Below are 16,311 nucleotides of genomic sequence, written 5' to 3' on the forward strand. Positions count from 1 at the left end.
GCGTGCTTCGGTAATCTGGGGTAAACAATTCCAAGTTTACCGCCGGAGATGCAATGACCTCTGCGACCCTGCGCGACATCGAGTGCCAGCTCCATGCCGACGCCGTCCGTCTCGCCCCAGAATTCGCCGCCTTCCACGGCCTGAAAGCCGAATTGGACGACGACGCCCGCGCCCGCCCCGCGCTGCTGGGGCTGCATCTGCGCCTGACACTGGAGGCCGAGACACTCACCCGCAAGGGCGTGCCCGCCGCACTGGCCCGCGCCGCCGCGGCCCGTGCCGCGGCGCAGTTCATCACCGCCGAGGCCGGCAGCCTGTCCTCCGAGGACCGCGCCGCCCTGCCCGGCTGGGTTGCCCCCATGGCAGCCGAGGTTTCGCCCGGCCCGGCCCAACTCGCGCGGCATTTCGGCCTTTCCGCCGCCGAGTCCGACCTGTTGCACCGCAACTGGCCGCATCTCGGCACCGCCGAGGCGCTGATGGAAACGGGGGGCGATATCCGCCTCGCCCGCGACCCGAAAACCGCGCTCAACGGCTATGGCTGCAGCCACCGCCCGCGCCCCTGGGCCATCACCTTCGCCTCCTCCACGGCGTCCTCCTCCTCCGAACGTGGCTATATCGCGGCGGATAAGGCCCGCCTGCGCGTTACCACCGCACTGCTGCGCGGCACGGCGCCCGAGAAGGCCATCCGCCAATCCATCGAGACGGTGCGGCGCGGCATCGCCAGCGCCTTTGGGCTGGGGGCGGAGGAGCGCATCATCCTCGCCGCCTCGGGCACCGATACCGAGCTGCTGGCCCTGGCGCTCACTCATCTCGCGGGCAGCGACAAACCCATCCTCAACATCCTCATCGCACCTGAGGAAACCGGGCGCGGCGTGCCCATGGCGGCGCGCGGGCTGCACTTCGCCGTGGATACCGCGCGCGGCCACGACGTCACCTTCGAGGCGCCCATCGACGGTTTCCGCCCCGACACCACATTGGCCAATATCATGCTGCGCGAGGCCTCCGGTGCCGTGCGCGAAGAAGCGGTGGTGGAAGCCGAGATCGAAGCCGTGCTCGCCGCCGGCATCGCTGAGGGCAAGCGCGTCATCCTGCACGGACTGGACCTCTCCAAGACCGGGCTGCTCGCCCCCTCGCCCGCCTTCCTCGCCAAGCTCCGCCTGGATTATGGCGACGAGTTCGACTTCGTGCTCGACGCCTGCCAGACCCGGCTCTCTCCGGCGTCGCTCCGCGCCTATCTGGCGCAGGACGCCGTGGTGCTCGTCACCGGCTCCAAATTCTTCACCGGCCCGCCTTTCGCGGGTGCCGCCATCCTTCCCGCCAGCTATGGCGCGCGCCTTGCCACCGGCACGCTTCCCGCGGGTCTCTCCGCCTATTTCGGGCGCGATGAATTCCCCGCCGACGCGCGTTGCGCCACCCCCTTGCCCCCGGTTGGGAATTATGGGCTCTCCCTGCGCTGGCACGCGGCTTTGGGCGAGATCAAGGCCCTGCTGCGTGTGCCCCCCGCCCGCCGCGCGGAAATCCTTCGCGGTTTCGGCGAGACGGTGCGCGCCGCCATCGCCGCCCAACCCTCTCTGACACTGCTGGAGGCCCCTGCCATCCGCCGCATGGAGTCGGACGAAGCGTGGGAGCGCCTGCCCAGCATCTTCACCTTCAGCCTGCGCGCCCCGCACGCGCCGGAGCGCTGCCTAACCCCCGCTGAGGCAAGGCAGGTCTATATGTGGTTGAACACCGATCTCTCGCCGCTGCTACCGCAGGAAAGCTGGGTGGCGGCGCGCATCTGCCATATCGGCCAGCCGGTGCCGCTGGCCCAGCCGCAAGGCGAGGGCCAGATGGGCGCACTGCGCGTCTCCGCCGGGGCGCGGCTGATCTCGGGCGAGCCCTCGCACCGCAACCTCGCCGCCCAAGCGCGGCTGGCGCGGGAGTTCCTCGACCTGAACACCGTATTTCTGAAAATCGACCTGATTCTGCGGAACTGGGACAAGCTGGCCGAGGCCAACCCCGCTCCCGCTTACCGTCCGGCGCGCCTCGCCTCAGCGGGGCTGGTCCGCGCCTGAGTCAAGCAGGCAATAAAAAACCGGGGGCGGCGTTACACCGGCCCCCGGTTTACCAAACCTTCGAGTTTTAGCTCTTGGTGGTGGTGGCGGCAGCCGGGGCAGCCTTCTTGTGGTGAGAGACCTTATGGGCCTTCACGTGGGTCGCCGGCTTCGCCGCGGTGGCGGGAGCGGTGGCGGCCGGAGCGGCATCCGGGGCAGCGGCGGTCTGCGCCATGGCGGGACCAGCAATCAGGGCGGCGGTGGTGGCAGCAAGAACGAACTGGCGAAACATGTTGTTTTTCCTCTACTTCGCGGCCACATCCACATGACCGCTGAAACATTTTACCAATAAACTATATCAAAATTATGGCCAAGCCGTTGCACTGCAAAAAAACAGCCTTGGCCTGAGTTTCAGACCTGTATCGCCGATGCCTCATACGCGCGGGCAACCGCGCCGTACCAGTGGTAGGAGCGCTTGGGGATGCGCTTGAGCGTGGCCGGGTCCACTGCCACCAGGCCGAAATGCCATTTCATGCCGTCATTCCACTCGAAACCGTCGAGCAGCGACCAGGCGAAATAGCCCTTCATGTTCACGCCCTCCTCCATGGCCTTGCGCAGAAAGCGCAGGTGCTGGGCAATGTAGGAGATGCGCGAAACATCATCGAGCGGCACGCCGCCGGCATCGGGCGTGCCGGTGGCATAGCCGTTCTCGGAGATGAACATCTCGCGCGGCTTATAGCGATTCTGGATGCTCTTGAGGATCTCGTACATCCCGTCCGGCTCAATGGGCCAGCCTCCCGCATAATAGGGCGAGGGATGCTTGTTGGGACCGAAAAACAGGTTGAGCGGCCGGGCCTGGTTATGCTCGATGTACAGGCGGCTGTAGTAATTTATGCCGAGCATGTCGATCGGCTGCGCCATGGTCGCGGCATCGCCGCTGCGCTCATACGGCGCGGTGTAAGGGGAAATCAGCTCGGGGTAAGTGCCCTCGAACAGCGGCTCCAGCACGCCACCATTCCAGGCGGCATCCAGCGTCTGCGCGGCCAGCACATCCTGCGGCGACGGGCTGGACGGGATCACCGGCTCGCAAGCGGCCACGGTGCCCACGCGCCCCTTACTGCCCGAGGCCCGCAGCGCCTGGATCGCCAGCCCCTGGCCAAGATTCAGGTGATGCAGCGCGCAGAACCAGTTATTCACGCCGGTGAGCGCGGGCGCGTGGTAGCCCAGCCCGTGGCCGATATAGGCATGCACGGCGGTCTCGTTCATCACCAGCCAGTTGGGCACGCGGTCGCCCAGGGCGTGGGCGGTGGCGGCGGCGAAATCCGCCAGGCGATAGGCGGTGTCGCGATTGGTCCAGCCGCCCTTGTCCTGCAGGGCCTGGGGCAAATCCCAGTGATACAGCGTCATCCAGGGCGTGATGCCCTTGCTCAGCAGCTTGTCCAGCAGCCGGTCGTAGAAGGCGAAGCCCTTGGGGTTCGGCTTGGAACCGCCATCGGGGAACAAACGCGGCCAGCCAATGGAAAAGCGGTAATGGCGCAGCCCCGTATCGCCGATCAGTTCCACATCCTCGGGCATGCGGTGGTAATGGTCGTCGGCGATATCGGCGGTCTTGCCGTCGGTTGTGCGGCACGGGTTGTGGCAGAACTCGTCCCAGATGGACGTCCCGCGCCCATCGGCATGCACCGCACCCTCGATCTGGTAGGCAGAGCTGGACACGCCAAAGGCGAAGCCGGGCGGGAAATGGAAGCTTGCCGGGTCGGGCGGCGGCGGGTCCGGGTGCTGTACGGCTGCTGTGTCGGCCAAGGCGGGCATGGCCGCGAAGGCGGGCAGGCTGAATAGCCCACGGCGTGAAAGAGACAGAACGGAACGCAGACTCGCCATACGGAAACCTACCTCAAGAGCTTAGTGGCAGCCGCCGGGCGCGCAGCCCTGTCCGGCCGCGGGGTCGTACAGCACGATGACGATTCGCCCCCCCGCGTTCTGCACCTGGGTGGGCTGCCCCAGCACGGTTTGGCTCTCCTGGTAGCCCTGTTTCTCGGTCTTCTCGCTGCCCTGCCCCGCCAAGCCATAAACGGCCCATACGCGCTTGCCCTGGCTCATCGCCAGAGCGGCATGGGCCAGATCGCCATCGGCATCCTCCATCACCTCCGCCCGCTTGCCGGGTGGCAGATAGATCTTCAGCTCCTTGCTAGCGTAGAAATCGTGCAGATACAGCACGTCGCCCGGCGCCATCTCCTGGGCCAGCATCTGCGCCGCCAGATCCCAGCGCGGCTTGGTCTCGGCTCGGTAATAAGAAACAGCGTTGATCCCCAGCAGCCCCACGGCCACAACCACGGCCAAGCCGCGCGTCCGGGGCGGCCACATCTCCAGCAACGCGCTGGCGCCGATCCCAGCCAAGATGGCGAAGGGCGCGCTGCTCCACAGCATGTAGCGCGGCAGCAGAATGGGCTGCCAGAGCGAAATGGCGGTCAGCAGCAGCGGCAGGAACAGCAGCGAGATGCCCAGCACGGCCAACACGGCGGGCTTGCGGCGCAGCCGCCACCCCGCCACGGCCACCGCCATGGCCAGCGTGGTATCGATCACCCAGATCAGCAGCGGCGAGGGCAGCGCCATCAGGTGAAACGTCACCGAATCCGCCACCCGCATGAAATAGACGGAACCGAAGCTGTACCAGAGACGGGTGAAATCGAGCGGCGGAATCCAGGCCAGGGTCTGCGCGAAGCTTTTCTCCTGGTGCAGTTCCAGCATCAGGTAGAACGGCGCGCAAAGCAGCAGGATGGCAAGGTCCGCCCGCAGCATGTTGAGCAGGAAAGCCCGGCGCGACGGCGCCTGCACAGCCAGCGCCACGGCGATGAGATTGGCCGCGAGCAACCAGGGCAGACCATCGCCCAGCACGTCCAGCGCCGCTCCGGTGCCAAAGATATAGGCAAGCCAACCCGCGCGCGCCTGCGGCGCCAGCATCCGCCCGCAGGCGGCGGACAAATCCTGCGCCAGCCGGGTGATGCCATACAGCGCCACCAGGATCAGCGACATCTCCAGCGTGTAGGAGCGCGCCTCCTGGCTGAAAGCCAAAGCGATGGGCGAGAGCCCCAGCACCAGAGCGCCAAGCGCCCCCGCCACCACCCCGCCGATGCGCCGGGCGATAACGAACACCAGCGTGACCGCCACCGCGCCGAACACCGCCGAGGGCACACGCAGCCAGAATTCCGGGTGCCCGAGCGCCAGGAAGGGCCGCAGCATCAGGAAGAAGCTGGGCATGTGGTGGTTATAGAAGGAGTCCCGCACCAGATCCGGCGTGTTCAGCGAGACGCGCTGCAGGGTGAAGACCTCATCCAGCCAGAACGGCCGTGCCCCCAGCCCGACGAGCCTTGGCAGCAGCGCCAGCAAGAACACCGCCCCGGGCCACAGCGGGTCCGGGGCGTGCAACAGGCGTAAGAGGCGCTGTCTGAAGTCGTCTAGTTTAGTCAAGCCGTTTCCTGAACCGCTGCGGCCTCCTGCGGCGTCTCGATGCCCGGTCGCCAGTCCCGGAAGAAAGCCCGGCCGATCGCCGCCGCAAGTTTCTGCAAATGAATCTGAACCAAGTCTAGATAGTCATGCAACCCGGTGGCGAGAATATGGCTGAGCGGTTTTCCGACCAGCAATTCGCGCAGCAGCTCCGCCATCTCGATCGCCTCGCCCGCCGCGTTCAGCCCATAGAGGCGGCGGAGATCGTCGAGATGCGATTCCGTCCGCCGCACGCAAAGCAGCACCGAACGCGGCGAGGACGGGTCGCGCAGCAGGAAATGCACCACATCCTCGGGCGAGAACGCCGCGCGGGCGAGGCGCTTGAACGCATGATACCCAGCGGCGGCGCGCAGCACGGCGTTCCACTGCGTCAGCTCGGCCACGCGCTTCTCCTCCGCCCCCTGGGGCAGCAGCGCGGTGTATTTAATGTCGAGCATGCGCGTGGTCTGGTCGGCGCGTTCGATGAACCGGCCCAGCTCGTAGAAATACCAGCCCTGGTCGCGGTACATTGTACCCTGGGTGATGCCGGTATGGGCCTGCACGCCGTCCTTCAGCTTGGTGCATACGCGTGAGAGCGCGTCGCCCTCCAGATCCTCGGGGGTGATGCACGAGACGAAGCGCTGGAACACATTGATCTGCCGCCACATCTCGGTGCTCATCAGCGGGCGCAGGGTGCGCGCGTTGGTGCGCGCATCCTCCACCGAGGCGGGGATGGAGGTCTTGTTGCCCCGGTCCAGCAGGTAAAAGCGCTTCACATGCGTGGCATCCACCGAGAAGCCGCGCTCCAGGAAGTTCTTCTCATCGGCATTGATGCGGATCAGCCCCCACCAGGCGGCGGTCTCCTCGCCGGGGCTCTCGAAGCTCTGCGTCACGTCGATCAGCCGCGCCAGATTCTCCACCCGCTCGAAGTAGCGGGCCATCCAGAACAGCCCCTCGGCGTCACGCGCCAACAATCCGGGATCGCGCATATGGCTCATGCCGCATCTCCTTTGGCGAAAGATTCAGCCAGCACCCAGGTATCCTTGGACCCGCCGCCCTGGGAGGAATTGACGATCAGACTTCCGCGCTTCATCGCCACGCGGGAGAGCCCGCCCGGCAGCACCCAGCTCTCCTTGCCGGTGATGATGAAGGGCCGCAGGTCGAGGTGGCGCGGACCGATGCCCTCTTCCGCCAAGGTCGGCGCCACGGAGAGGCCGATCACCGGCTGGCTGATCCAGTTCTCCGGGTTGGCGAGAATGGCGGCGCGGGAGGCTTCCAGCTCCTCCTTGCTCGCGCGCGGGCCAATGGTGATGCCATAGCCGCCGGACTCACCCACCGGCTTGGTCACCAGCTTGTCGAGGTTATCCAACGTGTATTTCAGCCCCTCCGCCTCGCGGCAGATATGGGTGTCCACATTCTGGATCAGCGGCTCCTCGCCGAGATAATACTTAATAATGCGCGGCATATAGGCATAGACCGCCTTATCGTCCGCCACGCCAGTGCCCACCGCGTTGGCGATGGTCACATTGCCCGCCTTCCAGGCGCCGATCAGCCCCGGCACGCCGAGCATGGAATCCGGGCGGAACACCAGCGGGTCGAGGAAGTCGTCGTTCAGGCGGCGATAGATGGTATGCACCCGCTTCTTCCCTGCCGTGGTGCGCATATAAACGCGGTCGTTTTCAACCGTGAGGTCCGCGCCCACCACCAGCGGCACGCCCATCTCGCGCGCTAGGAACACATGCTCGAAATAGGCGGAGTTGTAGATGCCGGGGCTGAGCAGCACGACCTGCGGATCGTCGGTGCAGGCGGGGGCCACCTCGGCCATCGCCGCGCGCAGGCGCCGACCGTAATCGTCCACCGGACGCAGCTTGATCCCGGCCATCAGGTCCGGGAAGGTACGCAGCATCAGATGTCGGTTCTCCACCACGTAGGAAACGCCCGATGGCGTGCGCGCATTATCCTCCAGCACGCGGAAATCGCCATGCTCGTCGCGGATGATGTCGATGCCGCAAATATGCGCGTAAGTGCCATAGCGAACTGGGAAATCCTGCATCTCCGGCCGATAGTTGGAATTGCCGTAGACGAGGTCAGCCGGGATCACCCCGTCCTTCACCACCTGCCCCTTGCCGTAGATATCCCCCAGGAACGCGTTCAGCGCCGCCACGCGCTGCTTGCAGGCGCGCTCCAGCAAATCCCACTCGCTGGCGGTGAGCACGCGGGGGATGCAGTCGAAGGGCAGGATGCGGTCGATGGCCGTGGCGTCGGAATACACGGTGAAGGTGACGCCAAGATCGATCAGATCCGTCTCCGCCGCCGAGGCGCGGGCGCGCAGGGCGTCCAGCCCTATTCCCTCCAGCCGCTCGGCCAGCCAGCGCGGCACGGGGCCGGCATCGGAGCGCGTGGTGGTCAGCTCGCAGAAGTAACGGCCAGGATCGTAATCGGGCCAGAGCTTACGGAAATCCTCGTTCAAACCAGCGCCTCCAAGTAACAGAACAGATTGTCGGGAAGAGGGAGTGCCGCGCGGTATGTCATTCCATGATCATAAAATGCTGAAATCCGCGCCAGACTGACGTGCCCCGCTGAGAATTTCATCGCGCATTAACCATGTTTTGACGCCTATCCGTCACTTGATGGTTTCAAGCTGCCTCCAAAACGGGTTTCCCCGCAAGTCCCTCTCTTCAACTTCATGTCATAGCCCATGCAAATCCCGGACCACTCCGCCCCTGCCCCGCGCGCAAGACTTTTTCCCGGTAGGCACTGGCGTGACAGTCTGTTAAGCCAGCAAGGATGCAGACACCGCCGGAGACCTCCGCCCGTGATGAGATGATCGACCACCTGGGCCGGATTCGCCGCCCGTGGGGGCCAGTCATGTCCGCTGTGCGCGAGATCGGGCCCGAGGAATTGGAGCGCCGCACCGCGGCCCTGAACCGGCAGATCAGCCTGGCCACACCGTTCGGCAGCACGCAGAAATTCGTCTACGACCCCCTGCCCGCCTTGCTCACCTCCACCGAGTTCGACAACCTAGCCGCGGCCTTGCGCCAGCGCGCGCGTATGCTCAACGCGGCGCTGGAGGATATGTACGGCCCACAGACGCTGATGCGCGAAGGCCTGCTGCCCCCGGCCCTGGTGCTGGGCGACAAGCATTTTCTGCGCGGCATGCACACCACGGCGCCGCTCGCCGCCCCCCGGCTCGCGCTGTACGCGGCGGATGTAATCCGCGCTCCGGACGGCCAGTTCCGCCTGCTGCGCGACCATACCGGCATCATCCCCGGGCTGGGCCACGCGCTCAGCCTGCGCCGCCTCGCCTCCAGCACCGTGCCGGAACTGTTCCGCGCGGGCGGGCTGCGCTCGCTGCGCCCGGCACGCGAGATGCTGGTGGACCATCTGCACCGCGAAGCCGAGGGCGCGCTGGTCGCCGTGCTTTCCGCCGGGGCGAACGGCCCCGCCAATCAGGACAGCGTGGACGAAACCCTGCTCGCCCGCGCGCTGGGCCTGCTGCTGATCGAGCCCGGCGACCTCGCCGCCCGCAACGGCGCCCTGCACATGAAGACGCTGAGCGGGCTGCTGCATGTCGCCACACTGATCCGCGGCATCTCTGGCATCGACCTCGACCCGCTGGAGCAAGGCGGCCGCCCTGGGCTTGGCATTCCCGGCTCCTTCGGCGCCGTGCGCGCCGGGGTGCTGACCATGCTCAACGCCCCCGGCGCCGGGCTGCTGGAAGCCGCTCCCCTGCTCCCGTATATCGATCAGCTCTGCCAGCCTTTGCTGGGGGAAGAACCGCTACTGCATCGGGCCACGGAGGACGATGTCGCCACCCCCTCCAAGGCGCCCTTCATCACTGGCAAGGGCTATGCCTCGGTGCCCCTCAGCTTCCGCCTGTTCGCCTGGAATGACGGCACGAACTGGCAGATCCTGCCCGGCGGGCTTGGCCTGCCCCTGGTTTCGGCGGGCAGCAGCGCACCTCCGCTGGGGCTCAAGGATATCTGGGTGCTGGACGAGGAGGAGGACCTCTACACCGCCGGCCCCCCACCGGCCGAGCCGCCCGAGCATGTGAAGTTCCTGCCCGCGGCGCATCTGCCCTCGCGCCTGGCCGACAATCTGTTCTGGCTCGGCCGCTCTGTGGAACGGCTGGAAGCCGCCTGCCGCCTGCTCATGCTGGCCCTGCCGCGTTTGGAATCCGGCACCACGCTACCGCGCGACATCGCCGAGCGCACCCTGCTGTCGCGCTGCCTGGCTCAGGCCGGGTTGCTGCCGGCCGACATCGCGGGCAGCGCCGTCTCCGGCCGCCTGCTGCGCCAGACGCTGGCGCGCCGCCGCCCCGTCGCCGGGCTGCTGCAGGAGGTGGGACGGCTGGTGAACGCGGCCTCCGAGCGGCTCTCGCCCTCCATGCTGGCGACGGTGCGCTTCGCCCTGCACCAAGCCGCCGAGGCCCTGCCCAACGAGGAAACCGCGCTGCCCACCATGTTGAGCTTCGCCGCCACCTTCGCGGGCATCGCGGCGGAGAACATGTCGCGCGATGGCGGCTGGCTGTTCCTGGAAATGGGCCGCAGGCTGGAGCGCGGCGAGACCCTTGCCGGAAGCCTCGCCATATTGCTCGACGCTCCGCCCGAACGCCTGGAGCCGGGCATGGGGCTGGGTATCGAGCTGGCGGATTCCGTGCTGAGCTACGACCTGCGCCACGCGGGCATCCTGGCCCCCGGCCCGGTACTCTCCATGCTGCTGGCCGATGTCTCCAACCCTCGCTCGCTGAGCTACCAATGTGCGGCGCTGCGCGTCTGCCTGGAGCGCCTGGGCGCCGAGGACGACGCCGATACCGCCCGCCTGCTGCAGCAGGATGTCACCAACCTCGCCGGCACCGCCATCGGGTTGCGCACCCCGCTGACCCAGGCCGGGGGCAAGCTGCGCCTGCTCTCCGACCGTGTGCACCGGCGCTTTTTTACCCTGCTGCCAGAGGCGCATACTCTGGAAGAGGAAGAGATCCTGGAAGCCGCGCAGTGACCCTCTATCGCCTGCACCACTCCACCACCTACGACTATGCCGAGCCAGTGGTCCTTGGCACGCATTTCCTGCATCTGCTGCCGCGCGAGCGCGTGGGCCAGATGGTGCGCGAATCACAGCTCAACATCTCCCCCGCCCCGGACAACCGGCGCGACGAGATCGACCATTTCGGCAACCGCACCACCACCGTGTCACTCACCGGGGCGCACAAGGAATTCTGCGTCGCCCTCAGCGCCACGGTGGAGGTCTCCCACCCCGTCCCGCCACCGAGCGAGGAGGCATTGCGCTGGGAGGCCATCGCCGCGCGGGGGATCATCGACCCCGAGGTGGCGGAATTCTGCCTGCCCAGTACGCTTGCCGCACCTAATGGCGAGATCGCCGACTACGCCGCCGTCAGCTTCCTGCCCGGCCGCAGTATCCTGAGCGCGGTGCTGGAACTTAACCAGCGCATCTTCAACGAGATGACCTACCGCCCCGGCGTGACGAACAACTGCACCACGGCTGCCCATGTGCTCACCACACGCGCCGGGGTGTGCCAGGACTACGCGCATTTCATGCTCGCCTGCCTGCGCGCGCTGGGGCTGCCAGGGCGCTATGTGTCGGGGTATCTGCGCACCTCGCCGCCACCAGGGCAGGAGAAGCGCCGCGGCGCCGACCAGTCCCATGCTTGGCTTTCCGCCTGGATGGGCCCGGATGTCGGCTGGGTGGATTTCGACCCCACCAACAACCTGCTAGTGCGCGACGAGCACGTCACTCTCGCCTGGGGCCGCGATTTCAACGACGTCTCCCCCCTGCGCGGCATCATCCTGGGCGGCGGGCGGCACTTCCTGCGGGTAAATGTCGATCTGGACCCGGTGCTGACCTAACTTACGTCCCGCAAGGCTTTGAAAACCCCCTAGAGCCTTCCCGGCGAGCGGGGGCGGAACGCCATGAAGTACCCGACCACCCCCGCCAGCAGCAGCAGAGGCAGCGCCAGCAGCATGGTCCAGAACATCAGCCCGACGGCCCCGACCATAAGCCCAAAAATCGCCAGCCGGACCAGAAACACGCCCACACCCGACTTTGCCGGCGGCGGGTCGATAAACTCGCCTTCCGGCGTCATGTCGATCACCGGACCTTCATCGTTTTTCATGCTGCTCATATTTAGTCATATAAGCACGCAGAAGGTGAGCTTCAATTCAGCGCGGCGAGCGCGACCTCCAACCGGTGCAGGTAATCATCGGTGGCACGGGCGTAATCCACGTCGAGGTCCGAGGACAGCTCCGAGGTCGCGTTCCACAACGCCTCGCGCAGCAGAGACGCGCATTTGAACGCCTCGAACGCATCACGCTCGCCGCGCTCCAGCTCCCGCCCGTAATAGGCGCGCAGCAGTGCGTCTTCCTCATGCGGGTAGAAATTGTTGTTGGAGCAGAGATTGGCGAGATCGAACATCGGCGCGTTGAACCCGGCATAATCCCAGTCCAGCAGCCAGAGCCGGGCGCCATCGTCGAACACGTTTCCGGCCAGCAGATCGTTGTGGCAGAACACGATATCCACCTTGCCGACCCTAGCTTCCAGCTTCTCGTTGATCTCCTGTAGCCCCTCGAGCCGCTCGCGGATGCGCGAATCGGCCTTGTACAGCGCGCCGATATAGGAGCGGTTGATGTGGAACACCCAAAAGGCCAGCAGCGGCCCCTGCAGGAAGCCCGCCATGCTCGTATGGCAGCGGCGCAGCAATGCCGCCACGCGCAGCAGGTTCTCCGGCTTCTGGATCTCATCCGCCTTCAGGCTGCGCCCCGGCAGCAGGCGCATCACCATCACGCCCGGCGAGGTATAGAAAATCTTCGGTGAAATCCCGGCCCGCGCCGCCGCCCTTGCGGCCGCCTGCTCATTGAAGCGCATCACCCCGTGCTCGGGCTTGTCCTGCCCCAGGCGCACGGCAAAGCGCTGGCCATCGGCCTGCAATACGCCATAGTTACGGTTGGTGGTGCCCCCCCTCAAGCGGCCAGATCTTGATGGGACCAGACCAAAAGGGAATGGCTTCCACTTCCAGCAGGGAACGGTCGGCCATCACATCGCTCACTTCAGATCACCCCGAATGTGTATACGTTCTTTTTACAGAAAAAAGCCTTGCCGGAAAGCGCCTTACAACGCAACTGCAATGCATTTGCACCTAACCTGAAAAAGCCCCCGTGGCGGCTTGCTTGGCTTACGGCTACAAGAACGCGATGTCCGAGGATGATCTGTTCGGCCCGCCCGAGCCCGCACTTCCGCCCTCCAGCGCCGCCCAGCCGCTGGCGGAAAAGCTGCGCCCGAAGACGCTCGGCGACATCGTCGGCCAGGACCACCTGCTAGGCGCGGAGGGCAGCCTCACCGGCATGCTCAAGCGCCATTCGCTGGCGTCTCTCATCCTCTGGGGCCAGCCCGGCGTGGGCAAAACCACCATCGCCCGGCTGCTGGCGGCGCAGGCGGGGCTGCAATTCCGGCAGATCTCGGCGGTGTTCTCCGGCGTCGCGGATTTGAAGAAAGTGTTCGAGGACGCGCAAAAGCTCCAGCGCGCCGGACATGTCACGCTTTTGTTCGTGGACGAAATCCACCGCTTCAACCGCGCCCAGCAGGACGCGTTTCTTCCCGTGGTCGAGGCCGGGACCATTGTGCTGGTTGGCGCGACCACCGAGAATCCGTCCTTCGCGCTCAACGGCGCCCTGCTCTCGCGCTGCCAGGTCTTCGTCCTTCGTCGCCTCGATGACGACGCGATGGAACAGCTCCTGTCCCGCGCCGAGGCGGAGATGCACCGCCCCCTGCCGCTGGATGCGGGCGCCCGCGCCACGTTGCGCGCCATGGCCGATGGCGATGGCCGCGCCTTGCTCAACATGGCCGAGCAGCTCTTTGCCCTGCCACCCGATGGCGAGCTGACCGAGGAACAGCTCTCGCGCATGCTCTCCCGCCGCGCGGCGCTCTACGACCGCGACCGCGAGGAGCATTACAACCTCATCTCCGCCCTGCATAAATCCATGCGCGGCTCGGATGCCGACGCGGCTTTATACTGGCTCGCCCGCATGTTCGCGGGCGGCGAGGACCCGCGCTACATCGCCCGCCGCGTCACCCGCTTCGCCTCGGAGGATATCGGCTTGGCCGACCCGCAAGCCCTGCCCCAAGCCCTGGCGGCGTGGGAGGCCTATGAGCGCCTCGGCTCGCCGGAGGGGGAAATCTGCATCGCCCAGGCGGTGCTGTATCTGGCCACCGCACCCAAATCCAACGCCGCCTACAAGGCGCTGGGGGCGGCCAACCGCGCCGCCAAGGAAACCGGCAGCCTGATGCCGCCGATGAACATCCTCAACGCCCCCACCAAGCTGATGAAAAACCTCGGCTATGGCGAGGGCTACGAATACGACCACGACAGCGAGGAAGGCTTCTCCGGGGCCAATTACTTCCCCGAGGGCATGGGCCGCCCCGATTTCTACCGCCCCGTCGAGCGCGGGTTCGAGCGGGAAATCGTCAAGCGCCTCGCTTATTGGCAGAAACTGCGCGAAGAGAAGGCATGACCGAGTTTACCATTACCGACGCCACCGCCGACATGCGGCTGGACCGCTTCCTCCGCCGCGAAATTGAAGGCCTGACCCAGAGCGTGCTGCAAAAGCTGCTGCGCACCGGCAAGATCCGCCTGAACGGCGCCAAGGCCGAGGCCAATACGCGCCTGACCCCCGGCGACACGCTGATCGTGCCCGAGATCGCCCCGCCCGAGCGCAAGCCCCGCACCCGCCACGTGGTGAAGATGGACCCGGCCCGGCTGAAGGAGCTGGAGGGCATGATCCTCTACCAGGATGATTCCGTGATCGTGCTGAACAAGCCGGCCGGGATCGCGGTGCAGGGCGGCTCCGGCATCGCCGTGCATATCGACGGCATGCTGGACGCCCTGCAAGGCGATGCCGATGAGCGCCCGAAACTGGTGCACCGGCTGGACCGCGACACCTCGGGCATCCTGCTCATCGCCCGCAACGCGCGCGTGGCGAACAAGCTCTCCGTCGCGTTCCGCAGCCGCGATGTCGAGAAAACCTATTGGGCGCTGCTGGCCGGCGTGCCGGAGCAACTGGAAGGGCGCATTGACCTGCCGCTGAAGCGCATCGACCTCGGCACCACCTCCCGCGCCGAACCCGCCAGCCGCAAGGACAAAGAGGCGCAGAAAGCCGTCACCGACTACCGGGTGCTGGACCGCGCGGGCAAACGCTTCTGCCTCGTCCAGCTCAACCCCCAAACCGGCCGCATGCACCAGCTCCGCGCGCACTGCCTGGCGCTGGGCACGCCGATTCTGGGCGATGCTGTCTATGGCGGCGTCTTTTCCGAACATTTCGCCCAGCAACTGCACCTGCACGCGCGCCGCCTGGCCATTCCGCACCCCGAGGGCGGGCTCCTCATCGTCGAGGCCCCGCTGCCGAAACATATGCGCGACGGCCTGGCTTATCTGGGCTTTACCGTGCCGGAGGCGGAAAAGCCGAAGCGCACGCGGTAAGGGGGCAGTCTTGCTCCTATTCCGCTCTGTCCATCACGGCAGAACAGCCCAACTCCGCCTTAGCCCCCGGTCCCATTTCCCGGATCCATTTCACCCCAGGCGGGTCCCTCCCGGCGAGGACCAGGGCCGCCACGACCCGACCGGATCGGCGTGGGGGCATGGTCTGCCCGGCTGGCATGCTTGTCGAGAAGGGCGCGAACCTTGAGCAGTGCGTTGGAGCCTGGTTCGGCGAGAGGGGCGCAGCCGAACGCCTCGACCGTCGCCGCGACATCCGGGCGGAGCAGGATCGCGCCGCCGTTCATCGACACGAAATCGGCGAAAGATGCCCGGCCGCCGCAATCTATATAGCTCTCAGCTGGCAGATTCTCGGCCAGCAGGACGTCGTGAGCGTCAAGTGCAACGTGGTGGTAGGTGACCGTGCGACACGCGGCGTCGCGCACCACGGTCACGCCGTTGATCAGGTCTTTGACTTCGATCAAATGGTTCTCGGCGAAGATCGCATGGTCTGGGGACAAGCGGAGATCGCGCTCCGGTACCCCCGGGCCGAAGGCGCCGGCGCGGATCAGGACCGGGCGCAGACGCTCGGGCAGCAGCGACGCCATGGTCCCGAAGGTACGCTGCCCGACCCAAACAACACGCCGCTCGGACGGGCCATTTTCGCGGACGGTGAGTACGGCATCCCCCTCTGCCAGAGCCTCGACCGCAACCGGCCCCCGCGGCGTGAGGATCGCGGTGCCGCGGGTGAAGCATGGAATGCTCCGGGTGCGCCGCTGCGGGAAAACGGGCGTCTCTTCGTAAGCATACAGCTTGCGCCGACGCGTGGCGGTGCGTCTGCGTTCTGGCAAAGAGGCGTTTGCCTGCTTGCCCCTGCTCATGGCTTCCGGGGCTCGGATCTTGGTGATGTCGGTCGTCGTCCCGGTCATCCGCAACGCGTTGCCATCATCATCCCGGCTGACAACCTTGCCCCGGCTCAAGACCCACTTGTAGCTGCCATCCTTGCAACGAAGCCGGTGTTCGACCTCGTAGCTTTCAGTCTTGCCTTCAAAATGAGCCTGCATCGTGGCCTTTACGTATTCAAGATCCTCCGGATGAACACGCGTGTAGGCGATCTCAATCGGGTTCGATTGCGGCTCGCCCTCATAACCAAACATCCTGAACCAGTTCGCGGAGTAGCGGATCTGCCCGGTTAATACATTTCGGTCCCAGATACCCATTCCGCTTACCTCCACGGCGAGCGGCCAAATATCCAAAAAATCACTCTTGTCAGCACGCCAACTCACGACCGCCCCCTGCCCCTTACGTTTCAGCGCC

At 66.1% G+C, this 16,311-nt stretch carries 13 protein-coding genes; 5 read left to right on the plus strand and 8 right to left on the minus strand.

The window, feature by feature from the left end; translation table 11 throughout:
* Positions 1–53: 53 nt before the first annotated feature.
* Positions 54–2,051 carry a hypothetical protein gene (locus HNP71_RS07285; RefSeq protein WP_183266229.1) on the plus strand — a complete coding sequence of 666 codons (1,998 nt, stop codon included), beginning with the start codon at positions 54–56 and terminating at the stop codon, positions 2,049–2,051.
* Positions 2,052–2,118: 67 nt separating this feature from the next.
* Here the strand turns inward: HNP71_RS07285 and HNP71_RS07290 are convergent, their stop codons facing one another.
* The 5 genes from HNP71_RS07290 to HNP71_RS07310 form a co-directional block, all read right to left on the minus strand.
* Positions 2,119–2,322: a hypothetical protein gene (locus HNP71_RS07290; protein WP_183266230.1), complete on the minus strand. Its 204-nt coding sequence runs from the start codon at positions 2,320–2,322 to the stop codon at positions 2,119–2,121.
* Between the two features lie 119 nt (positions 2,323–2,441).
* A complete protein-coding gene (locus HNP71_RS07295; protein ID WP_183266231.1) occupies positions 2,442–3,911 on the minus strand; it encodes a GH1 family beta-glucosidase in 1,470 nt (489 codons plus the stop codon).
* Between the two features lie 21 nt (positions 3,912–3,932).
* Positions 3,933–5,498 carry a glycosyltransferase family 39 protein gene (locus tag HNP71_RS07300; protein ID WP_183266232.1) on the minus strand — a complete coding sequence of 522 codons (1,566 nt, stop codon included), beginning with the start codon at positions 5,496–5,498 and terminating at the stop codon, positions 3,933–3,935.
* Positions 5,495–6,511 (minus strand): alpha-E domain-containing protein, encoded by a 1,017-nt coding sequence (locus HNP71_RS07305; RefSeq protein WP_183266233.1) that lies wholly within the window; start codon positions 6,509–6,511, stop codon positions 5,495–5,497. The genes HNP71_RS07300 and HNP71_RS07305 overlap by 4 nt, the downstream gene beginning before the upstream one ends.
* Positions 6,508–7,983 carry a circularly permuted type 2 ATP-grasp protein gene (locus tag HNP71_RS07310; protein WP_183266234.1) on the minus strand — a complete coding sequence of 492 codons (1,476 nt, stop codon included), beginning with the start codon at positions 7,981–7,983 and terminating at the stop codon, positions 6,508–6,510. Before HNP71_RS07310 ends, HNP71_RS07305 begins: the two co-directional genes overlap by 4 nt.
* Before the next feature lie 317 nt (positions 7,984–8,300).
* Here HNP71_RS07310 and HNP71_RS07315 point away from each other — a divergent pair, with 317 nt between their 5' ends.
* Both HNP71_RS07315 and HNP71_RS07320 read left to right on the plus strand, forming a co-directional pair.
* Entirely contained in the window at positions 8,301–10,511 is a 2,211-nt protein-coding gene (locus HNP71_RS07315) for a circularly permuted type 2 ATP-grasp protein (RefSeq protein WP_246344117.1), read from the plus strand.
* On the plus strand, positions 10,508–11,377 hold the full coding sequence (locus tag HNP71_RS07320) for a transglutaminase N-terminal domain-containing protein (RefSeq protein ID WP_183266235.1): 870 nt from the start codon (positions 10,508–10,510) through the stop codon (positions 11,375–11,377). The genes HNP71_RS07315 and HNP71_RS07320 overlap by 4 nt, the downstream gene beginning before the upstream one ends.
* A gap of 29 nt (positions 11,378–11,406) precedes the next feature.
* Here the strand turns inward: HNP71_RS07320 and HNP71_RS07325 are convergent, their stop codons facing one another.
* Positions 11,407–11,652 (minus strand): hypothetical protein, encoded by a 246-nt coding sequence (locus HNP71_RS07325; protein ID WP_183266236.1) that lies wholly within the window; start codon positions 11,650–11,652, stop codon positions 11,407–11,409.
* A 32-nt stretch (positions 11,653–11,684) separates the two neighbouring features.
* Positions 11,685–12,491 carry a phosphotransferase gene (locus HNP71_RS07330; protein WP_183266237.1) on the minus strand — a complete coding sequence of 269 codons (807 nt, stop codon included), beginning with the start codon at positions 12,489–12,491 and terminating at the stop codon, positions 11,685–11,687.
* Positions 12,492–12,718: 227 nt separating this feature from the next.
* On the opposite strand from HNP71_RS07330, the gene HNP71_RS07335 reads away from it, so the two are divergent.
* Complete coding sequence (locus HNP71_RS07335; RefSeq protein ID WP_183266324.1) at positions 12,719–14,035, plus strand: replication-associated recombination protein A; 1,317 nt, start codon at positions 12,719–12,721, stop codon at positions 14,033–14,035.
* Positions 14,032–15,000: an RluA family pseudouridine synthase gene (locus HNP71_RS07340; protein ID WP_183266238.1), complete on the plus strand. Its 969-nt coding sequence runs from the start codon at positions 14,032–14,034 to the stop codon at positions 14,998–15,000. Before HNP71_RS07335 ends, HNP71_RS07340 begins: the two co-directional genes overlap by 4 nt.
* A 59-nt stretch (positions 15,001–15,059) precedes the next feature.
* Here HNP71_RS07340 and HNP71_RS07345 read toward each other — a convergent pair whose 3' ends face one another.
* Positions 15,060–16,280: a Hint domain-containing protein gene (locus HNP71_RS07345; RefSeq protein WP_183266239.1), complete on the minus strand. Its 1,221-nt coding sequence runs from the start codon at positions 16,278–16,280 to the stop codon at positions 15,060–15,062.
* Between the last annotated feature and the right edge of the window lie 31 nt (positions 16,281–16,311).

Origin of the sequence: Acidocella aromatica (assembly GCF_014201825.1) — a bacterium.
Lineage (GTDB): Bacteria > Pseudomonadota > Alphaproteobacteria > Acetobacterales > Acetobacteraceae > Acidocella > Acidocella aromatica.